The organism is Agarivorans sp. Z349TD_8, from assembly GCF_050870825.2.
Taxonomy (GTDB): Bacteria; Pseudomonadota; Gammaproteobacteria; order Enterobacterales; family Celerinatantimonadaceae; genus Agarivorans.
In genome coordinates this window covers 913,573-933,495 of sequence record NZ_CP194037.2, presented here as the reverse complement: position 1 = coordinate 933,495, position 19,923 = coordinate 913,573, and the positions used below count along the sequence as shown (strand labels likewise).

Below are 19,923 nucleotides of genomic sequence, written 5' to 3'. Positions count from 1 at the left end.
TTTAGATAAAGAGAACGAGATCTTAACTCATAATATAAAACCTGATTATTTTGATACTAATGGTAATACATTCTTTGTAAATACCTGCTTATTGAAAGGGTTAAAAACAAACTATCAAAGAATTGCTCTGTATTTAATAAGTATGGGACCACACGCTAAATATCTTCACCTTTCGCATATCACATATCGCATATCGCATATCGCATATCGCATATCGCATATCGCATATCGCAAAATTATTAGATATTGAGGATAAGAGCCAGAAGTTAAAACAAAAGTCAGCTAATACAGCCATAGAGACACTAAGTATGAAAATATTTCACTTCAAAATGGAAGATATTAAATTAAAGGGGGTAATTCAAGATCTTCCTGATAATTTATATTGGTGAGTTATTATCTGACAATCTCACTTTTTAACTTATTACTACATATTCCATTCAATTGTTGACCTTTCACTTCAATATACTTGTAAGTGAAGTGTGATATAAAAACAACTAAAACCACAATAGTAAACACTGCTATATTATTTATAAATGCATTCCCTAATGTTGTATATTCAACAGTATCAGTCATAACTCTAATTTTAACATTAAGAACCTTTTCAAGGACTTTAAATAATGCTCCAAGGTAAAGTAAAATAATTCCATGTACCATATATATTGAATATGACAACATACCTAAATATTGGAAAGGCTTATTTTTAAGTGCGTTTGATACTATACCTGACTCAAATGCAAAAAATAGAACTGTTAATATGAATAAGATTGAACATAAAGCACCTTTATTTTGAATATTAGACTGAACAGAAAAAATCACGCTAACAATTAAAATAGTCTCAACCAAACTACCTAAAACATATGTTGGTCTAAGATCAGATATTTTCGTATAGACAAGATAAGCAACTGCACCACCAAAAAAGCAGGATAAGCCACGTAAAACCGTGTTAAGTAAAACATCAGAACCAGAAAACAATAGAATATATGATATTGTTGAGATCATTAACCATGAAATTACTTTATGTGATTTAAAAAACAAAATAGACATAAAAAGAATTGCATACATATAAAACTCAATACTAATACTCCAAGATGGTCCATTATAAGACAAATGCTCTGTGTATGGAGTCCAGGACTGAATCAACATTAAGTTCGGTATAATTTCACTAAAAGCAAAATTACCACTAAAAGGTTCAGAGCCAAAAGTAATTCCACCATAGTCATATGCAAAAAACTTTATACATTGAAAAGAAAAAGCAAAAATAAACATAGCAAAATGTAAGGGATACAGTCGAAAAAATCTCGATTTCATAAATGATTTAAAATCTAATTCTCTTTTAAATCCATATCCATGAGCTAATACAAAACCACTTAAAACGAAAAAAAACTCAACAAATACCAATGCTCCACTAAAGAAATCCAACTCAGTTATTGACTCAATCCAGTGCATATGGAATACCACAACAGATAAAGCACACAGCCCTCTAAAAGCATCTAATGCTTCAAACCTTTTTTTAATCATTGATAACTTATCCTAACCAAAATTATTCTGCGGGAATTATACAGGCAAGGAAAGGAAAGGAAAGGAAAGGAAAGATATAAAACTCAATGCATATAGAGGCTCAACTTTATTCCTGTTAATCTTGCGTATTACTGCCAAGCACTCAAGACCCGCCATCAAGTTCAGTGATCGTGACATGATTTTACTCTATAACTTCCATATCCAAAAAATAAAGCAGCACCAACTGACACAAACACAACAAAAATCGATAAAACACTTGCGCATCTAAATGATAATAATTATCATTTAGATGCGAAGTTTAATCAGCAAACGCTAATTAAGCGACCAGATCCTGATCGACGGTGCCGTCGCACTTGTTGAACCCAGTGTCCATCGCGTGGCTAATTTCTTCAATAAAAAGCTGATTTGAAACGGGTCGAGGCAGAGACGCTTGCTCTTTAACTCGCGATTTAAAGCATAGGTTCAGCCATCAGAGGAAAAGCATAATGTTAGACCAACAACGCATCGAAACAATGGATGTTCACATTTTACTGAGTATCGTGAACATGCAAATTAGAAATGACTTCGGCAGCTTCAGCGAATTGTGTCAGTTTTACGCACTAGACCAAGATAAGCTCACCCAACGACTGCAACAGGCGGGTTATGAGTTACGTGCTCAACAGCAGCAATTTATCGTTAGCTAAAGTCTTGCAAATACTGCTGCTCACTGATCAGCAAAGTATCTTCGCTAACGCGATCAACGATGCATAAACCTTGCAGATGGTCATATTCATGCTGAATAATACGTGCCACAAAGCCCTGATAATGCGCCTGTTGCCATTCGCCTTGTAAATCCTGATATTCCAACCAAACGGCTTGCGAACGGGCTATTTTTGCGCGTTGTCCAGCAACACTTAAACAACCCTCCCAGCCCCACTGTTGTTGTTCGCTATATTGCTTGATCTGAGGATTACACAACACAAACGGTGCTAGCTCCGGCGCATCTGGATAACGTGCATTTGGCGAACTAGCCACAATCATCAACTGCCATGCGCGCCCGACTTGCGGCGCGGCAATCCCTACTCCGTTGGCCTGTATCATGGTAAAACGCAAACGCTCTATCCAATGAAGTTGCTCAGCACTCAGCGGAAAATGCAATGGTTCAGCAACTTGAGACAACATCGGGTTGGGATAGTTGAGTAATGTTAATGGTTCGAGCTGGCTCACTTAAGGCTCCTCTGTTACATCACTGATGCCAGAATAGGCACGATAAGCAAACACTAGAAAAAATACATCCAATAATTGCCCCAACACTTTATTGGCAAAAAACCAAAAGTTGTTGGCATGTTGCGCAACTAACCAGTGATCAATTGCCCATACTGGTAATATGCTAATGCCAGAGACAATAATCACACCGGCTAACAGCGGCCATTTGATCACATCCGTTTGCCGCCAACTATCATTAAGCGATTGCAAAGGAGAGCGTTTATATAAAACACAATTCAAATCGGCAAATAACAAACGACTCGCAAAGATAAGCCCGGGAACAACAAAAAAGTTAAGACCAAGCATCACTAAACTAAAGCTGATCGATACCACCACAAATAGCCTTGGCCAGATACTAAGCGACGCTTGAAAGCATTGAGCAATACTCCAAGGCTGCTGGTTTAGCTGAGCTCGAATATACAAGATACTCGCACCTTGATAGATTGGCTGGCAGAGTAAACCCAAGCAAATAAATATCCAATATTGCAATACCGAAGGGTGTGAAACGTCATACACATAACCACTCTGTAACGCAGAAAATGGAATAGCGAAGGGTAATACCATTGCCGCAAAACTAATAATATGCTGACGATAAAACGCTAAGCTATCAACCAACCAATCCCACAAACTGGCGAATCTCATACAACTCCCTGAACAATTAACAACATCATCTTTGCCTGTGCCTTTATTTAGCGCTAAATGCACTGTTTAAGCTGAGCCAGACAAGCAATTTTCCAATTCACATCCGGATAAGGCCAAGCAACAACTTCAGCGCTATCGGTCCGTTGCAACCAAATGCTGCTCAAACCTGCAGCAAAGGCGGCCTGAGCATCCTTCTCTAGATGATCCCCAATATAACAGCATTGAGCCGCAGGTAAATTTGCTAAGCGCAAAGCATGCTTAAAAATATCAAGTTTAGGCTTGGCTGCCCCCGCCACTTCGGCGGTTAATACAAACTCAAAAAAATCCACTAAACCCGCAGCCTTTACCTTTCGCTGCTGCATCTCTTCGGGGCCGTTGGATATCAGTGCTAAACGCCAACCTTGCTGCTGCAACTCCTTTAGACAGGCGAGAGTATCGGGATAAAGCTGGGTTGATGCGATATATTGCTGCATGAAATACTCAAAAACCTGTTCCGCTTGCGCCGCGCTCAACTGCGGCTGCTGTAACACTTCCCGGGCACGAGCTTGACGCATTTCTGCAGCGCTCATCTGGCCTTGTAAAAACGCCGGATAATATAATTTTAAGGCCCGTTGCCAATGCTGCAGCGCCTGAGCTTGTTGCTCTGGCCTGTAGTGTTGAAATAAAGCTTCGGCCGCCAAACGGGTAGCGACACCGTCATCAACTAAAGTATCGTCCAAATCAAATAACAACATATTCACCACTGTTTCCCTCTCCACAGATCTTCCTTATATAGCGCTTAGCAAAACCAACCAAGCCAATCCGTTTCAATCAACAGATAAATTAGTATTTTTTATAAATGGCTGAGCTAAAGGATGTTTACTGGCATTCACCACCGAAGTCAACTCTACTGACTTATCCAATCCAGCAGTTCAAATCCTTCCCGACCGAAGCGCATTTACCAAAAAAACCAGCCGAAGCTGGTTATTGCTAATTCGCAATGCCAAGCAATCATCACGATCATCTCACCAGCCGATTTATTTAGGCGTAGGTGCAGGATCGTTCAATTGATCGACTTCTGCTTCGGCACACATATAAGCACGACTTGAACAAAATGGTGTTAAGGGTACCCGCGGCTCTAGGTTTTGCGCCTCTAGCTGTTGCTTCGCAAGATGTTTATTGGTAACCCGAGTCACGATGTAATAAGCCATCCACAAGCCAAGCAAACCAAATACAATACTCCCCACGGCTTGACCCGCGAGTACACCTAAAGCACCAAACCATTGCCCACCAAAATAAGCAAAAGGAATCGTCCCAAGACTCGCTTTACCAAAATTGAGCAAGGTTGAAGTACTTGGGTAACCAAGATTATTAAACGCTGCGTTGGCGACAAACATGGCCCCATTAAACACAAAGCTGAAACAAACCCAAGTACAGAAAAAATCAATCACCGAGGCTGCATCACCACTCACGCCAAAGGCCGCAATCAGCAAGTCTTTCGAGCCATACAGCAGCAAAGAGATGGCCAGTACATAAACCACGTTAAACCACAGCGCTTTACTGAGCGCCTCTTTCACTCGAGGGTAGGCATGCGCGCCAAAGTTTTGTCCAACAATTGGACCAATCGCTCCCGACAGAGAGAAAATCATGCCAAAGGCAACTGGCATGATCCGCCCAACCACCGCCCATCCAGCCACATAAGCATCACCAAAGTGAGCAATCGCGGCAGTCACATAAGCATTCCCCATTGGGGTTGCAACATTGGTCATCATCGCAGGCAGTGCAACCTTTAAAATGCCGCGTAAGTCGTCAATCAAGCCGCCAATACGAAAAGCAGAGATTAGCTGATGTTTACTGACCACACCGGACAGAGCCACCCCAGCTACCGCAAAGCGTGCCACAACCGAAGCGATGGCCGCGCCCGGCAAGCCCAAGCCTAAAGCAAAAATGAACAAGGGGTCGAGTAAAGCATTCACCCCACCGCCAGCGAGAGTAGACCACATCGCCCGTTTTGCATCCCCCACCGAGCGCAACGCTGCCCCCGCACTCATCGCCATGCCTAAGATAGGCAAAGAAGGTAATAAAATATGTAAATATTCTACCGCCAAGGCATGGGTACGCGACTTCGCACCAATTAGCGTTAATAATTCGGGGGTAAAAATCCACGCTAAGCCAGCCACCAAGCTACTGATCAAAAAACCCGTTGCCAGCACATTGGTCACTAACTGACGAGCGCGGCTTTTATCCTGTTGGCCAATCGCCTTAGAGACCAGAGCGGTCATAGCAATCGACAAACCAATCGTAAAAGAGGTGGTAAAAAAAGCAATCGTACCAGCGTAACCCACGGCGGCAGCAAGCTCGGCCTCCCCCAACAAGCTAATAAAAAACAGATCGGCTAAATCAACCAAAAATAAGGCCGTTAAACCGATCGCATTAGTGGAGGACATCAACACAATGTGCCGGAAAATATCACCAGAAATAAATTTAGCCTTGGGCATAGATGCTCACTACAGGGATCTTAAACCCTGAGTGTAGGTGCAAAGCCAGCCGAAGTCATTGCTCAAATACCCCTGAATAAACAAGGGTTTTAAGCGATGGCTTTAAGCAAAGCTTAAACTAAGCTGGCGCGTAACTCCTTCGTCGCCTGCACCATGTTTTGCAAAGCTAACTCGGTTTCTTTCCAATTCCGGGTTTTCAAACCACAATCGGGATTCACCCATAAACGTTGCCAAGGGATCCATTTGGCCGCCTTATCAATCAATACCTTTATGTCTGCAACACTCGGAATGTTGGGTGAGTGAATATCATAAACCCCGGGGCCGATCTCATTTGGATAGGCAAAGTGCTCGAAGGCCTGTAATAAACTCATTGCCGAGCGTGAGGTTTCGATAGTAAGCACATCTGCGTCTAAGGCAGCAACCGCCTGCATAATATCGTTGAACTCGCTGTAACACATATGGGTATGAATTTGCGTCTCCGGCTTGGCACTGGCCGCCGATAATTTAAAAGCGGCCACCGCCCAATCTAAATAAGCAGACCATTGACTGCGTTTTAAAGGCATACCTTCACGGATCGCAGGCTCATCAATTTGAATGATCTGGATCCCCGCCTGTTGTAAGTCGGCCACTTCTTCATTTAAAGCAACAGCAATCTGTTCTGCGATTTGCGCTCTGCTCAGATCTTCACGCGCAAAGCTCCAGGTCAGTATGGTAACTGGCCCCGTTAACATGCCTTTTACCGGTTTTTGCGTCAGCGATTGTGCATAGCTTGCCCACGCAACGGTTAGGGGTTTACTGCGCTTAATATCGTCAACAATAATCGCCGGCTTCACACAACGAGAACCATAGCTTTGCACCCAAGCAAAACGACTCACCAAGAAGCCATCGAGTAACTCGGCAAAGTATTCCACCATATCGTTGCGCTCAGCTTCGCCATGTACCAATACATCTAAACCAAGCCTCTCTTGACGCTTGATCGCCTCCCGGATGTGCTCGGCGATGGCCGCCTGATAGTCTGTTGGACTTAGCAAACCAGCCTTAAACTCACGCCGCTGGCGACGAATTTCGGCGGTCTGAGGGAATGAGCCGATAGTAGTCGTGGGCAGCGCAGGTAAGGCTAAACTTTGCTGCTGAATAACTTGGCGCTGGGCAAAGCTTTGCCCACGCTCTCGCTGTAACAAGGAGAATTGCTGAATTTGCTGCTGTAGTTCTCCCTCAGTTGCAAGGCTTTGCGCCTGCACCGCAGCGCTATATTGCTGAGCTTTAAGCTGAGCCGCTGCATCCCCATCAATCACGGCAGCCAAGCATTGCAATTCCTCTAACTTTTGCTCGGCAAAGGCCAAGCGAGGCTTTGCTTCGGCTAACTCGGTTTCAGCATTCAAATCAATCGGACTATGCAACAGCGAACAGGAGCTGGCCAACCATAAACGCTCCCCCAATTGTTGCTTGGCCGCTGCCAAGCGCTCGGCTAAGACGGGTAAGTTGGCTCGCCATACATTACGACCATTGATCACGCCTGCCGACAATACCCAGTTCTCGGGAAAATCACTCAATATTGGTTCAAGCTGTTCAGCGCTAGCACTTAAGTCGAGATGTAAACCATCTACCGCCAGCTGCTTAATCAGCCCTGTATTACTTAAGACATCGTCAAAATAACTAGTTAATAATAAGTTACAGGGACTTAAACGGCTGTTGTAGGCCTGCAATAAAGCATCTTGCCACTGCGCTTCTAATTCTAAACCTAAGATAGGCTCGTCTAGCTGCACCCACTCAACCCCCAGCGCGGCGATACCTTGCAAGATCTGCTGATAGACCTGGATTAATTTCGGTAGCAAAGTGACCCGCTCGAATGGCTCACTGCAGGCTACATCATTGCGCCCCAAATATAGATAGGACACCGGCCCTAGTAACACAGGTTTCACTTTATGACCTAAAGCCAAGGCTTCTTTAATTTCGTCAAATAATTGTGACCATTGCAGACTAAACTCACTATTGGCTGAGAACTCCGGCACAATATAGTGATAATTGGTATTAAACCACTTACTCATGTCCGATGCTGCATGGTTGCACCCGCAACCTTGTTGACCACGGGCAATAGCAAACATCGTGTCTAAATTTAGTTCAGCAGAGCGATGGCGCTGTGGCAGATTCCCTAACAATAAGGAAGTATTCAACACTTGGTCATACCAAGCAAAATCACCAACGGTCACCCAAGCTTGACCACTGTCTCGCTGAGCTTGCCAATTTTGTTGGCGGATCTGCCGCCCCACTTCCAGTAACTGCTGTTGCGAGGATTCCCCCCGCCAATATGCCTCTAAAGCAAACTTCAACTGACGCTGTTTACCAATACGGGGGTAACCCAAAATATGTGTGATAGTCATAAACCAATCCTTTTAGCCGTCTAGATGTATACAGCTCCATACTGGCAAGCGAAGCCGCCAATTACAATTGCAAAGTATTCAAACGAAAATGAATCAAATTCAATTTAGAAAGCATAAGATGGAAGTTAGGACTACCTATACAGCCATGATTTGACACCAAGAGCATTTAAAATGAATTTAATTCAATTTAAGGAAACTAAAATCGCCGCTAACTATACAAGCAAAGTCCAAGCTCCTAAGCTTGCGACTTAATCGCTAATAGCACTGGTACTCTGTTGAACTTATGTTAGAAATTAAACACTTACGTAGCCTACAAGCCCTTGCCAGCAGCCCTTCGATGAAAAGCGCCGCAGCCAAACTATTTGTTAGTGAATCGGCTCTCTCTCATCAACTCAAGGGTTTGGAACAAAAGCTTGGCGTCCACTTACTGCTTAGGAAAAGACAAGCGATACAATTAACCGAACCCGGCAAGCAGGTGCTGGCGCTCGCCGAACAGGTTTTACCTCTTATAGGCCAGCTAGAACAAACATTAATTAGCGGCAACCAGCATTCAAGCAGGCTCAACATCAGCGTTGATTGCCATGCTTGTTTCCAATGGTTATTACCAAGCCTGCAACAATTTAAACAAGCTTGGCCAGAGGTTGTAAGTAACCTTTGCCAAGACCTAAACTACGATGGGCTACCGTTATTACAGCAAGGCGAAACTGATTTATTGCTGACCTCTCAAGTTTCACCGCAGGAGGACATCCACTACCAACCTCTATTCGAATATGAAATGGTCATCATCTGCCCTTTAACTCATCCACTCAGCAGTAAAACTGAGCTTAGCGCCGCTGATCTCTGCCCACATACACTAATCAGTTACCCAGTAAATCCGCAACGTTTAGACATATACAACTTTGTTTTAACGCCCGAGAATCTTCAGATGAAAAACCGTAAACACGCCGATAATCCAGCGATGTTAGTGCAAATGGTAGCCGCTGATATGGGCATTGCCGCGATGCCTTATTGGGCAGTTGATCACTATGTAAAACAACGGTTAATATGTGCCCTGCCATTGCAGCAAGCCTTATGGCGACCAATGTACGCAGCTTACCCATTAAGCCTGAGAAACGCCCCAGCCTTACAAGCATTTTTACAATTATTACAACAGCAAACCTGCAAATTATTACCGGGCATCAGAACGGTGAGGGTAATGTCAAAAAAATATAATCAATAATTTGACTAAAGTGACAAGTTAAGTTTACAGTTAAAAGGCAGTATGGTTATTCAGTAAGGATTAACCAACAACCAAGAAGGGACCGTTAACCTGATGTTATCTCAATGGGCTCCCGCGAATTTTCCAGAAAAGAAAATAAGTCTAATGATGCACGTGGCTGGGCTGTTTCCCTGCGTGTATTTTTCTATCCATCATATTTTCTATAATAACTTTTTGTTTGGGATCATCATTCTCCCTTGCATGTCTACTCTGCTGGCATCGGTTTACTTAATGCTCACTCGGCCCAACTCCCAAGATTATAAAGTCGCCGATTTCTGGTTTCTATTATTAGCGATTCCACCAGTACTGCTGGCCTTAATTCTTCCCGAAATGCATGGTGAGTTTTTTGTTCCGCCATTAATTCTAGCTTGCTTTGTTCGCCTGCCCTTAAAACTGGCCGAGCGTCTCGTTATGGCGCTCAGTCTCGCAGCGATTGGATTAAGCTTTCAGCACTTGGGCAGCCATATCGCCCAGCGCTTTAGCCTTAGCGTAATCGTGTCACATTTTTTTGCTTGGGGTTTAGCTCGGTTACTAATGAAACAAAACACCGAATTAAAAGAACTCGCCTTTAAGGATACCCTGACTCGCTGCTATAACCGCCGCGCCCTATACGAGGAACTACTAATCGCAAAACAACACTATAAACATAACAATGTTGTCAGTAGTATCATCATGTTAGATATCGATTTCTTTAAACAAGTGAATGATCAACATGGCCATAATGTCGGGGATAAAGTTTTGGTTTGGTTTGCCACTTATTTACAAAACAATGTACGAGTCAGCGATCAAGTATTTCGCTTTGGCGGAGAAGAGTTTCTCATTCTTTTGCCAAACACAGATTTTAGCCAAGCCTACCACGTCAGTGAACAGCTGCTACAACAACTCGCCCAGCCCTCTGCTCCTCCTAATCAACAAACCATTAGTTTTAGTGCAGGCGTAGCCAGCGTGATAGCCAGCGAAAACATTGACGACTGGTTAGAACGCGCCGACCAAGCGATGTATTTGGCCAAACAAGCCGGACGCAAGCACACTTGGCCGAGGCATATAAAGACACCTAACGAAACCAAGCCATTCACCGAATGCTCGACCATTAAAACGATATAACTGTCGAAGGACAATCGCTAGTTGCGGTGGCTGTCTAGTTATCTATCTGTTTATCTAGTTATCTGGCCGCAAGATTAGGTTCCACTTCGAATGGAAGGCGTGCCAGCCCAATCAAGCATCAAGGCTAGAGTGAAGCTCACCACCAAGCAATACCAAGTATTTTAGGATGGCTGACATATAGAAAGATGGCCTAAGCGAGTTGGCTGGTCATCACAAACAATGACCAATAGGGCTAAAGTGGAGAAAAGTTTGAAGAAGATGGTCGAGCAGTCGCTGGCTTATTTCGTAAGGCTTTCTTGCTCGCTCCGCCATAAGCGAGTTCCGCAAGCTAAACAGACATTTTCACGCCGATAATCCATAAGGCTATCCACGCCATACTCCCAAATTTGCTCACTATGACAATGGAAACACTGAGCACCAGTCGCTAAAGCTGTCTCTGGATGACTTGACAGATACTCATCATACGAAGGTAAATCCATCCATTCTCGCTCACTGGAACTTCGACGGAATAGAAACAAAGCCAAAGCTCCAAGAAAAATCAGCAGCAGCTCGAACACCATATTGATCTAGCCTTATCAGTCGTGGCTCTTAAACATAGAGCGTTTCATCACCGGAACACATAATTAGCAAGTAAGTCGAAAGATATTCACTTAGTTAACCCTCGAAATCAACTTGATTCGTAAAAATCATCAGACTAAAAGCAATATATGGAGCAAACCAATTTACAACTTATTTACATATTAGAGTGTAGGCTGTAGCTTAGTTAAAGTTGATTAAATTAAAATTTCATCAACGCCATTAAATCAAAGCCAAACTCCGCATGATCACGATGGCACCTTTTGTTTGTTTAAGGATGAACCGCTAACAATGAGCTTATTACTGAAGTATTTCTCAATCACCCTGTCGTTATTCAGTTTACTACTCGCCACACTCATCATGACACTCGGCTATTGGCCAGAGACGACCTTTAGTATCTCTCTTAGCTATTTACTATTATTTTCACCACGGTGGTGGCTGATCATCCTCAGTTTATTACCACTATTTGTGCTAAAACAGTTATCCAAATGGCAATATTTGAGCTGGGCACTCTGCGCAGTAGTATTCTTTCAATTTCAAGATATTCAGCTGCATTGGCCATCCGAGCGACGCGGTGAGATGAGTATCCTCACATTAAACAGCGGCGGCGGGGCCAATGCCGCAGAGATCCACAATTTAGTCGAGCAATATCAACCCGATGTTGTGTTTATGCAAGAATCAAATTTGGCCCTGCTCGAAAAAGTATTTGATGCGCGTTGGTATCGACACTGTGATAGCTTGTGTACGGCAAGCCGAACCCCCCTTGAGCATCAGGGCAGCATATCGCGCAGCACCTTTGGCGGCTGGGGAAACTTTGCGGTATTTTACCAAACTACGATAAATGACCAAGTCGTCCACCTCGCGAACATTCATTTAGAAACACCACGTTCAACGATCACTAGCTTGCTGCATCGCAACGTGGATAAGAACGCTTTTGCTGATTTACACTTCGCCCGCAACATGGAGACTTCACTAGTGGGATCATGGGCCAAGCAACATCGCGATTTCATTATCGCTGGTGATTTTAATATGACGGTTCAAGAAAAACTTTATCAAAAATATTTATCGACTTATCAGAACGCAATCGACACCGTTGGTAGTGGCATTAATTACAGCAAATATACCACTTGGCATGGAACCCGGATCGACCACATTTTAGCCTCGGATGAATTTTCAATTCAATCCGCCAAAGCACTGGCTGCCGTTGGCGGGGATCATCATCCAATATTAGCTAGTTTTACTTATAGGCCTTAATCGATATACGACCTTGCAAACTACGCTTACCCCCATCGAAGGCCAACAACAACAAGGCCAAAACGATCAAAATATAGGTTGGCCATTGCTCCGGCGACAGCCGCTCTCCCAGTAGCCAACCAACAGCAAATACCAATAGCGGCTCTAAATACCCCATTAAACCAAACAAGCTTAGCGGCAAACGGTTAGAAGCCGCTAAAAATAGCAGCATTGGAATTGTACCCGCGATCCCCAAACCCAAATAATAAATCCAAGGGTAATCGACAAATAGCGTTAAGCTGGTTTCCGCAGACCAAACCGGGGGCAGATTAAAACACAAATAAGCAATGGCCAGAGGCAACAGCAATAAGTTATCAATAGAGAAGGCAATATGACCCGGCAACGCATATTTACGACGTAACATAAAATATAGCGGATAACCAAACGCCACCAACAACATCACCCAAGACAAGCCTTCCGCGAGCAGGTAAGCATAAGCAACCCCGCCGCCAGCCAGACTCACCGCAGCCCACTGCATTGAGTTTAAGTTTTCCTGATAAACAAAACGCCCGACCAATACCAAAATTATAGGTAACGAAAAATAGCCGAGCGCAACAGCCAAGGTTTGACCGTTAGCCGGAGCCCAAATAAACACCCAGAACTGCATGCCAACAAGCAATGCAGATGCCCACAAACGAGGCCATGTTCGCCAATCGAGGAGCAGCCTCACTAAGCTTGGCAGCTGACCCGTAAAGCTGAGCAACAGCAGCATAAGGCCACTACTCCATAGAATTCGTTGCGCAGCTAACCAATTTCCACTATGAGCTTCAAGTGGAAAAAAATGAATATACCAAGGCAAAAAAGCAAACAGACAGGATGCCAATACAGAGCAGGCCAAGCCAAGATATAGTTGCGAAGAGGGGCGTCCATTCACCAAAATTACAGCTCAATAGTCAAACATGGACACCGATTAAGCAGTAAATATCGGCCTACCGCAAGCATTTTAGTCAACATCAAGCTATCGCTGCCTTGGCAAAGTATCGCTTAAGTTAAACGCTTTGAGACTGTACATATATACAGCCTTATTGATAGACGCTATAATTGGCCCTCTTAAATAGTCGCTTCATGGGAGGTTGCAGTGTTAAATCAAATTGAACCAGGGATCAGAGCGTTAGTCGAAGCGTTCATCCAATCAGACAAGCCAAATCCTTCAAGTCTGCCGATTAGCCAGAGACGACAAGGATATATCGAAAGCACAGTATTAGCTGGCGATGGTCCAGAAATGTATCAGGAGTTTGTTGACCAGCTTGACCAAATAACCCTTAAGGTATTTAAACCCTCCAATGAGGCCTCGCTCCCCATCACACTTTACTTTCACGGGGGGTGCTTCATCAGTGGTGGTTTTAATACTCACCAGCAACAACTCCGGCAATTAGCTAAGCTATCCAACAGTATTGTAGTGTGTATCCAGTATCGACTAGCTCCCGAACATTGTTATCCGGCAGCTCATGATGACGCCTATCAGGCTGCACAACTCATTCGTCTGCACGCTCAAAAATACGGCGGAGATCCACAGCGGATCGTCTTTGTTGGCGATAGTGCTGGCGCTCACTTGGCTTTAGTGACCAGCTTAAGACTAAAAACGCAGGCCGATTGGTTGCCAAGTCAGCAAATTCTTCTATATCCCATGCTTGATGCTTATGGGCAATCAGCAAGCTACCAACAATATGGAACAGACTTTGTGATTACAGCTGCCATGTTGTTATCTGGATTTGAACTTTATTTAGGCAATTCTGGGGTCGCACAAAATCACCCTGAAATATCGCCTTTACTACGCGAAGATCTCTCAGGTTTGCCGCCAACGTCTATTGTGACGGCAGAATTCGATCCCCTAAGAGATGAAGGGGAGCAGCTCTATAAAAAACTCGTCGCCAATGGCGTCGAAGCTTACTGCGAACGCTATTTAGGGGTCATTCACGGTTTCTTTCAACTGTCGGCTGTTAGCTCATCGGCTCGCAAATGCCTTGAAAACGTCGCCAGCCAAATCGCCCGTTAAAGCGGTACAGGACTCGGCAAATTCGAATCAGCGCTAAGGCGCTGATATCTGTATTTTTATGTGCTTTTGATTGCCTTCAATGACAGTTTAGCATTTAATCATCAATAGACTATCGATACTGAATCGGAACGATGATGAAGATTGTACTTGCCGAAGTTAGACCTGAAGATCAGGCCGCCATTTTACAACTAGGTGAATCGGTAAACGAGGCAAATGTTGTGCCCTACTTAAATCCACAAGGGCAGCAAGCAATGCGTATTGCACGTGTCAAGGATATCGCTCAAGCAAGCGATCCCAAGATTTATTGCAGCCTCAAGGCCTTAGTGGACCAGCGCTTAGTTGGCTATATTGCATGGCGACATGGCAATTACATTGCTCAGCTCTATGTGAGATCAGAATACCAAGGTTATGGAATTGGCAGACGCCTAGTGGAGGGCATGTTAGCGCGCTGTTCAGCCGAGTCAATTCAACTCAAAGCCTCGGTGAACGCTTTGGGTTTCTATGAAAAATTAGGATTTGAGCCTCTCTCCACAGAGCAAAGTCGTAATGGTATACGTTTTGTACCGATGGAATTAAAACTCAACCCAGAGACCCCTCTCACCCATTCAAAACGAAAAACAGACGACAGATGAACACTCTTTTCTCTTAGGCCACAGCTTATTGAATCGAACAGAAAATCGAAAATAAGACAACCATCTAAAGCACTCATTTATTTATATTCGAGTGGCAGCCCAAGCCATTAATAGATAAGAACTAGGATGGATGTCCATTTATTTGTGATTCAAATTGAACGGCAACTAATCATATATTGGGTGTAATGTATTAAATGCCGAAAGACAAAAATCCCCCGGATCGTTGAAACGTCGATTCTGATTAAGGGCTGATATAGCCGCCATTTCTTGCTCTGATAATTCAAAATCAAATAGCGCAATATTTTCTTTAAGTCGTGCCAATTTGCTACTTTTAGGAATAATTGTACATCCGCGTTGAATGTTCCAACGCAATACAACCTGCGCAGGTGTTTTTCTTAAACGTTTTGCAGCAGCTTGAACCACATGTTGTTCTAATACCGTTTCATTTTCACCTGCCATACCTAATTCTAAATATGACAAAGCGCCTAAAGGGGAAAAAGCGACCACATCTATATTGTAATTTTTACACATCGAAATTAAGCGTTGCTGCGTATTATAAGGATGCGATTCAATTTGCAACACCGAGGGTTTAATCCGAGAATAACTCATTAGGTCATGTATTAATGCCGAATTATAATTACAAACCCCAATCTCTTTGACTCGTTTCTCATCAACAAGTTTTTCCATTGCTTGCCAAGTTTGCTGAAGCGAGACAGCTGCAAGACTCATCGTTGGAGATTCATCATCGGTGTTAAATAACCATCCTGGTGGATATCGTTCCGCAAAAGGTATAAAAGTTTGAGCAATGGGGAAATGAATTAAATATAAATCAAGGTAATCCAGACCCAAATCTTCCAGCGATTTCTCTAATGCAGGTTTTACATGCTCTGGGGCATGGTAGGTATTCCATAGCTTAGAGGTAACCCATAGCTCTTCACGCGTGCATAAGCCATCTTTAAGAGCCTTTGCTATACCTTGTCCAACCTCTTTTTCATTACCGTAATCACAAGCGCTATCTAAATGTCGGTAACCGGCGGCAATCGCGTCATAGACCGTTTGGGCACAATCCTTGTTGGCAATTTTCCATAATCCTAAACCAACTTTTGGCATCGTTGAAGTAAACATAACACCTCCTTAGAAATTAATTCACCATAACAAATACGCAATGTTAAGTGAAACTAAATTAAAAACTTAAATTTACTTACAAAACTGTGTGATAATTTGTTACTGTAAGCAATTATAAGGCATAAAAGAGAATGTAATGACTCAAGACGAACGCCTACTCGCACAACATGCATTACTGTTAAAGGCTAAAAAACTAACGACAGAACAGATCTGTCTGCACTTCGACATATCTCGAGACTCCGCTAGACGCGATTTAATCAAACTTGGTGAGTTGGCAGATGTGCAACGTATTCGAGGAGGAGCAATATTAGTTCCTGTGCAAGAGAGCACATTACCTTACCTGCAACGTGAACAATTGAGCGACCGTAAACTGGCAATTGGCGAAGCCGCCGCACATTTAGTAAATGAAAATGATTTTATTATTGTCGATAGTGGAACAAGTTTAACGGCGATGGCGACATATTTAACCAACCCAGCAACGGTGGTCACCAATTCTATCGATTGTTTAGCCCTACTCGCGGATAAAGAAAGTATTCATGTTCAACTATTAGGTGGAAAACTAAATCACTACCACAGGGCAATTTTAGGACCCAAGGCCGTTAAACAACTATTAGAATATCAAGTTAATAAGGTATTTTTAGGGGTATGCGCACTGTCTGAATCTGGCTTATCAACCTCGAGTGAAGATGAAGCGGATATCAAAAAAGCGATGATTCAGCAGGCACAACAGTTGATCTTAGTTTGCGACAGTCAAAAATTTGAACAGCAGAATTTCCACCATATTTGTGGTTTAGATAAAGTCGATATGGTCATCACCGATCAGCCCCCCGGCCAAAACTTACTCAGCGCCTTTGAAAAACAGGGAATAGAACTTCTGGTCGTTAATCAGACAAACAAAGGGAATAACAATGAACAATAAAATAAATACCCATGTGATTAAAACGGCGATCGTTGGCTATGGCTTCTCGGCAAAAACCTTCCATCTTCCTTTTATCGATACACGACCCGAATTCGAAGTCTCGGCAATTAGCAGCAGTCAACGCAATATAGTTCAACAGGAGTGGCCGCATGCGGAGCATTATTTTACCGCGGAAGAGATGTTGCAAAATAGTGAAGCCCAGTTAGTGATTATTACAGCTCCAAATGATGTGCATTTCTCACTGGCTAAATTGGCATTGGAAAATAATAAACATGTTCTATTAGAAAAACCCTTTGTAACTAAAATCGAGGATGGTGAGACTTTGATCCGTTTAGCAGAAGAGAAAGATCTGCTATTAAGTGTTTACCACAATCGCCGTTGGGATGGTGATTTTCTGACTATAAAAAAATTGATTGCAGAAAACAAACTGGGTCATATTAAACATTTTGAATCCCACTTTGATCGTTTTAGACCAAACGTTCGCCAACGCTGGCGAGAACAAAGCCAAGACGGCGGCGGCATATTATTCGATTTAGGCCCCCATTTAATTGATCAGACCTTACAACTATTCGGCTTACCAGAAGCAGTAACGGCGCAGTGCAAAGTAATGCGAGAAGGCTCTACTAATATCGATTATTTTAACTTAACCCTGCATTACCCAGACAAACTTGCGCGATTAAACGCCTCATTATTTTCTGCAGGTCCCAACTTACGTTTCAATGTTCAAGGGGATCGAGGGAATTACATTAAATTAGGTTTGGATCCACAGGAAGAGAGATTAAAAGCAGGTGTACTGCCTAATACAAGGGACTGGGGTAGGGAAAACCAAGACCAATGCGGCCGTTTATACTTTGAAGCATCATCCCAAGCTGAGGTAACCGAGTGTGGCGATTACCAGCACTTTTACCAGCAACTGGCCGATGCGATTCGTAATGGAACGCCGCCTCCGGTATCCGCAGAAGATGCATTGTGGAATATTCGACTGATTGAATTGGCAATGGAAAGTAGTCGTTTAGGTAAAACAATGAAGGTTGAATGATGAGCACCGATAATATATTGCCTGATTTATTACTTCAGGAAAGCGAACTGCAATTTGAACGATTTAATAATCAAACTGCATGGCAGTTAGGTTGCAAATTGAAAGAGCTCGCTGAAGAAAAAAATGTTCTTATTGCCATTGAAGTATATGCCTTTAACCAGAACTTATTCAGTTATGCGATGCATGGCACCCAGCTGGATAATCAACATTGGATAAAACGAAAGCGACAAACTGTTTTGCGATTTGGTCACAGCTCATACTATGTTGGTCAATACAACCAAGCTAAAAATAGAGCCTTTGAACAGCAGGCACATATTAATGCATATGAATATTGCGCGCATGGTGGAGCATTTCCGCTTAGGATAAAAGATTGTGGTTTGGTTGGTGTCGTAACTGTCTCTGGCCTCCCAGAAGAAGAGGATCATCAAATGGTCATTGATGCTCTCACAGGTTTAGTTAAGTAGTTAAACCCTAGGATATACGAATTTATTGTAGTGATGGCAAGACTAACAATGGAAGGATTTCTCCCATTAGCCGTATCCGAGCAGCTCACCGTCGTGAATTGGCAGAGCTATCTAGTCATCTGCTGTCTCTATTTAAATTCACACGCGACTGAATATTTTTCTTATTCAAATCAGCGTTGCAAAGTGAGCCATTGGCTCAATTAGGACAGCCTTTCACTCATCGAGTTATGATGGGTGTCTAGCTATCTTTTTTGCTGTTGCAACAAACAGTCGCTTTTTTTCATTAGTGAATTTCTTAAAAGTTTTTTGTTCTACGAAATATGTAGCTAACTCATCAGCAGGTACGTCATCGCCTGCTTCATTTCCAAAATCAAACTCTTCTAAAATCATTTTATTGAAATCCTTGGATTCGAATTATTATGCTTGCGCTTTAACGCCCTGTTAACAGGCAATAAAATTGTTGGCTAAAATTAGCGACGAAGGAGCAAAAGCCAACTGTTTTTATCCTTGTTTAACAGCTTGTTAGGAGTTCTTTTCAACTACACCCCAAGCTTCTTTATATATCAATGAAGACCACTCATTAAAGTCTACTCTAAAAGCCTCAAAATCTTCAATTTCTTTTTCGCTAACAGATATATCATCGGGGCTTTTAGGGTGAACAAGACTATTTCGAGAATTATAAAGTTGTTTAACTCTCGCCCACCGAACAGAACTAAAGTCCCAAAGTAAATTTGGATAGAAGTTGCCTAAAATTTTTATGACAGCTTTTAATTCATCTACAGGTGAAACTATTTTTACTCTCGGCTTAATCTCACCATTCGTACTTATTTTCCAATCAGTACCATTAAGAAAGCCAAGTTGCTCTTGAGATATTTCTGCACTATTAATTAGATGATCGACTGCTTTTAACTCTGATTTAAGCAAGTAAATTCTGGCTTCAACAAATGTACATAGACAACGAAGATAAGAACGTTTCCAGTACTCTAAGTCATCACCAATTTCTATACCTACAAGGCAGCGCTCCACATCATCATGAAGTGGCCCGAAATAATTCATTAAGTCGGAAATTGGCATCATTGTGACTGAACTCCTAACAGTATATTAATATGCAAATTCCCATCTTTCACGCATGCGAAGTTACCACCTATCACGCAGCACAGAAATTCACACAGCCTTTAATATTCAATTTTATCAACAGCATATCAGTGAATCACCATTTTGACTAATAAACTAGACACCCATTCTAAAAACAAA

General features: G+C 42.8%; 20 protein-coding genes. 9 read left to right on the top strand and 11 right to left on the bottom strand.

What is annotated here, in order from left to right; translation table 11 throughout:
- Positions 1-393: 393 nt before the first annotated feature.
- Entirely contained in the window at positions 394-1,518 is a 1,125-nt protein-coding gene (locus tag ACRRS1_RS04140; protein WP_432468329.1) for an acyltransferase family protein, read from the bottom strand.
- 485 nt (positions 1,519-2,003) lie between these two features.
- Between ACRRS1_RS04140 and ACRRS1_RS04135 the strand changes: the two genes are divergently transcribed.
- Positions 2,004-2,201: a DUF4250 domain-containing protein gene (locus ACRRS1_RS04135; protein ID WP_432454413.1), complete on the top strand. Its 198-nt coding sequence runs from the start codon at positions 2,004-2,006 to the stop codon at positions 2,199-2,201.
- On the opposite strand, the gene def is transcribed toward ACRRS1_RS04135, so the two are convergent.
- The 5 genes from def to metE all read right to left on the bottom strand — a co-directional run bounded on the left by def (position 2,194) and on the right by metE (position 8,263).
- Positions 2,194-2,724 carry a peptide deformylase gene (def, locus tag ACRRS1_RS04130; RefSeq protein ID WP_432464407.1) on the bottom strand — a complete coding sequence of 177 codons (531 nt, stop codon included), beginning with the start codon at positions 2,722-2,724 and terminating at the stop codon, positions 2,194-2,196. The two genes, ACRRS1_RS04135 and def, sit on opposite strands and share 8 nt — an antisense overlap.
- A complete protein-coding gene (locus tag ACRRS1_RS04125) occupies positions 2,725-3,405 on the bottom strand; it encodes a hypothetical protein (protein WP_432461001.1) in 681 nt (226 codons plus the stop codon).
- Positions 3,406-3,458: 53 nt separating this feature from the next.
- The gene (locus tag ACRRS1_RS04120) at positions 3,459-4,163 is read right to left on the bottom strand and encodes an HAD family hydrolase (RefSeq protein ID WP_432468330.1); all 705 of its coding nucleotides are present in this window, start codon (positions 4,161-4,163) and stop codon (positions 3,459-3,461) included.
- 258 nt (positions 4,164-4,421) lie between these two features.
- Positions 4,422-5,882, bottom strand: coding sequence for an MATE family efflux transporter (locus ACRRS1_RS04115; RefSeq protein ID WP_432468332.1), 1,461 nt, complete (start codon positions 5,880-5,882; stop codon positions 4,422-4,424).
- A gap of 113 nt (positions 5,883-5,995) precedes the next feature.
- Positions 5,996-8,263, bottom strand: a complete 2,268-nt coding sequence (metE, locus tag ACRRS1_RS04110) for a 5-methyltetrahydropteroyltriglutamate--homocysteine S-methyltransferase (RefSeq protein WP_432468333.1) — start codon at positions 8,261-8,263, stop codon at positions 5,996-5,998.
- 283 nt (positions 8,264-8,546) lie between these two features.
- Here metE and ACRRS1_RS04105 point away from each other — a divergent pair, with 283 nt between their 5' ends.
- Both ACRRS1_RS04105 and ACRRS1_RS04100 read left to right on the top strand, forming a co-directional pair.
- The gene (locus ACRRS1_RS04105; RefSeq protein WP_432468335.1) at positions 8,547-9,482 is read left to right on the top strand and encodes a LysR substrate-binding domain-containing protein; all 936 of its coding nucleotides are present in this window, start codon (positions 8,547-8,549) and stop codon (positions 9,480-9,482) included.
- A gap of 93 nt (positions 9,483-9,575) precedes the next feature.
- Complete coding sequence (locus ACRRS1_RS04100; RefSeq protein WP_432460997.1) at positions 9,576-10,625, top strand: GGDEF domain-containing protein; 1,050 nt, start codon at positions 9,576-9,578, stop codon at positions 10,623-10,625.
- A 278-nt stretch (positions 10,626-10,903) separates the two neighbouring features.
- Here ACRRS1_RS04100 and ACRRS1_RS04095 read toward each other — a convergent pair whose 3' ends face one another.
- On the bottom strand, positions 10,904-11,185 hold the full coding sequence (locus ACRRS1_RS04095; protein WP_432460996.1) for a hypothetical protein: 282 nt from the start codon (positions 11,183-11,185) through the stop codon (positions 10,904-10,906).
- 307 nt (positions 11,186-11,492) lie between these two features.
- On the opposite strand from ACRRS1_RS04095, the gene ACRRS1_RS04090 reads away from it, so the two are divergent.
- Positions 11,493-12,455, top strand: coding sequence for an endonuclease/exonuclease/phosphatase family protein (locus ACRRS1_RS04090; RefSeq protein WP_432468336.1), 963 nt, complete (start codon positions 11,493-11,495; stop codon positions 12,453-12,455).
- Here the strand turns inward: ACRRS1_RS04090 and rarD are convergent.
- Positions 12,439-13,368 (bottom strand): EamA family transporter RarD, encoded by a 930-nt coding sequence (gene rarD, locus ACRRS1_RS04085; RefSeq protein ID WP_432468953.1) that lies wholly within the window; start codon positions 13,366-13,368, stop codon positions 12,439-12,441. The two genes, ACRRS1_RS04090 and rarD, sit on opposite strands and share 17 nt — an antisense overlap.
- A gap of 204 nt (positions 13,369-13,572) precedes the next feature.
- Between rarD and ACRRS1_RS04080 the strand changes: the two genes are divergently transcribed.
- Both ACRRS1_RS04080 and ACRRS1_RS04075 read left to right on the top strand, forming a co-directional pair.
- Positions 13,573-14,490 carry an alpha/beta hydrolase gene (locus ACRRS1_RS04080; RefSeq protein WP_432454425.1) on the top strand — a complete coding sequence of 306 codons (918 nt, stop codon included), beginning with the start codon at positions 13,573-13,575 and terminating at the stop codon, positions 14,488-14,490.
- A 131-nt stretch (positions 14,491-14,621) separates the two neighbouring features.
- The gene (locus tag ACRRS1_RS04075; RefSeq protein WP_432468337.1) at positions 14,622-15,122 is read left to right on the top strand and encodes a GNAT family N-acetyltransferase; all 501 of its coding nucleotides are present in this window, start codon (positions 14,622-14,624) and stop codon (positions 15,120-15,122) included.
- Between the two features lie 165 nt (positions 15,123-15,287).
- On the opposite strand, the gene ACRRS1_RS04070 is transcribed toward ACRRS1_RS04075, so the two are convergent.
- Positions 15,288-16,247 (bottom strand): aldo/keto reductase, encoded by a 960-nt coding sequence (locus tag ACRRS1_RS04070; RefSeq protein ID WP_432468338.1) that lies wholly within the window; start codon positions 16,245-16,247, stop codon positions 15,288-15,290.
- Positions 16,248-16,383: 136 nt separating this feature from the next.
- On the opposite strand from ACRRS1_RS04070, the gene ACRRS1_RS04065 reads away from it, so the two are divergent.
- Genes ACRRS1_RS04065 through ACRRS1_RS04055 form a run of 3 tightly spaced genes read left to right on the top strand, consistent with a single transcriptional unit; the run spans position 16,384 to position 18,669 of the window.
- Positions 16,384-17,166, top strand: coding sequence for a DeoR/GlpR family DNA-binding transcription regulator (locus ACRRS1_RS04065; RefSeq protein WP_432468339.1), 783 nt, complete (start codon positions 16,384-16,386; stop codon positions 17,164-17,166).
- Entirely contained in the window at positions 17,156-18,205 is a 1,050-nt protein-coding gene (locus ACRRS1_RS04060) for an oxidoreductase (RefSeq protein ID WP_432468340.1), read from the top strand. The genes ACRRS1_RS04065 and ACRRS1_RS04060 overlap by 11 nt, the downstream gene beginning before the upstream one ends.
- Positions 18,202-18,669: a heme-degrading domain-containing protein gene (locus ACRRS1_RS04055; RefSeq protein WP_432468342.1), complete on the top strand. Its 468-nt coding sequence runs from the start codon at positions 18,202-18,204 to the stop codon at positions 18,667-18,669. Before ACRRS1_RS04060 ends, ACRRS1_RS04055 begins: the two co-directional genes overlap by 4 nt.
- 225 nt (positions 18,670-18,894) lie before the next feature.
- On the opposite strand, the gene ACRRS1_RS04050 is transcribed toward ACRRS1_RS04055, so the two are convergent.
- The gene (locus ACRRS1_RS04050; RefSeq protein WP_432468343.1) at positions 18,895-19,059 is read right to left on the bottom strand and encodes a hypothetical protein; all 165 of its coding nucleotides are present in this window, start codon (positions 19,057-19,059) and stop codon (positions 18,895-18,897) included.
- Between the two features lie 132 nt (positions 19,060-19,191).
- Complete coding sequence (locus ACRRS1_RS04045; RefSeq protein ID WP_432468344.1) at positions 19,192-19,746, bottom strand: hypothetical protein; 555 nt, start codon at positions 19,744-19,746, stop codon at positions 19,192-19,194.
- Positions 19,747-19,923: the final 177 nt, after the last annotated feature.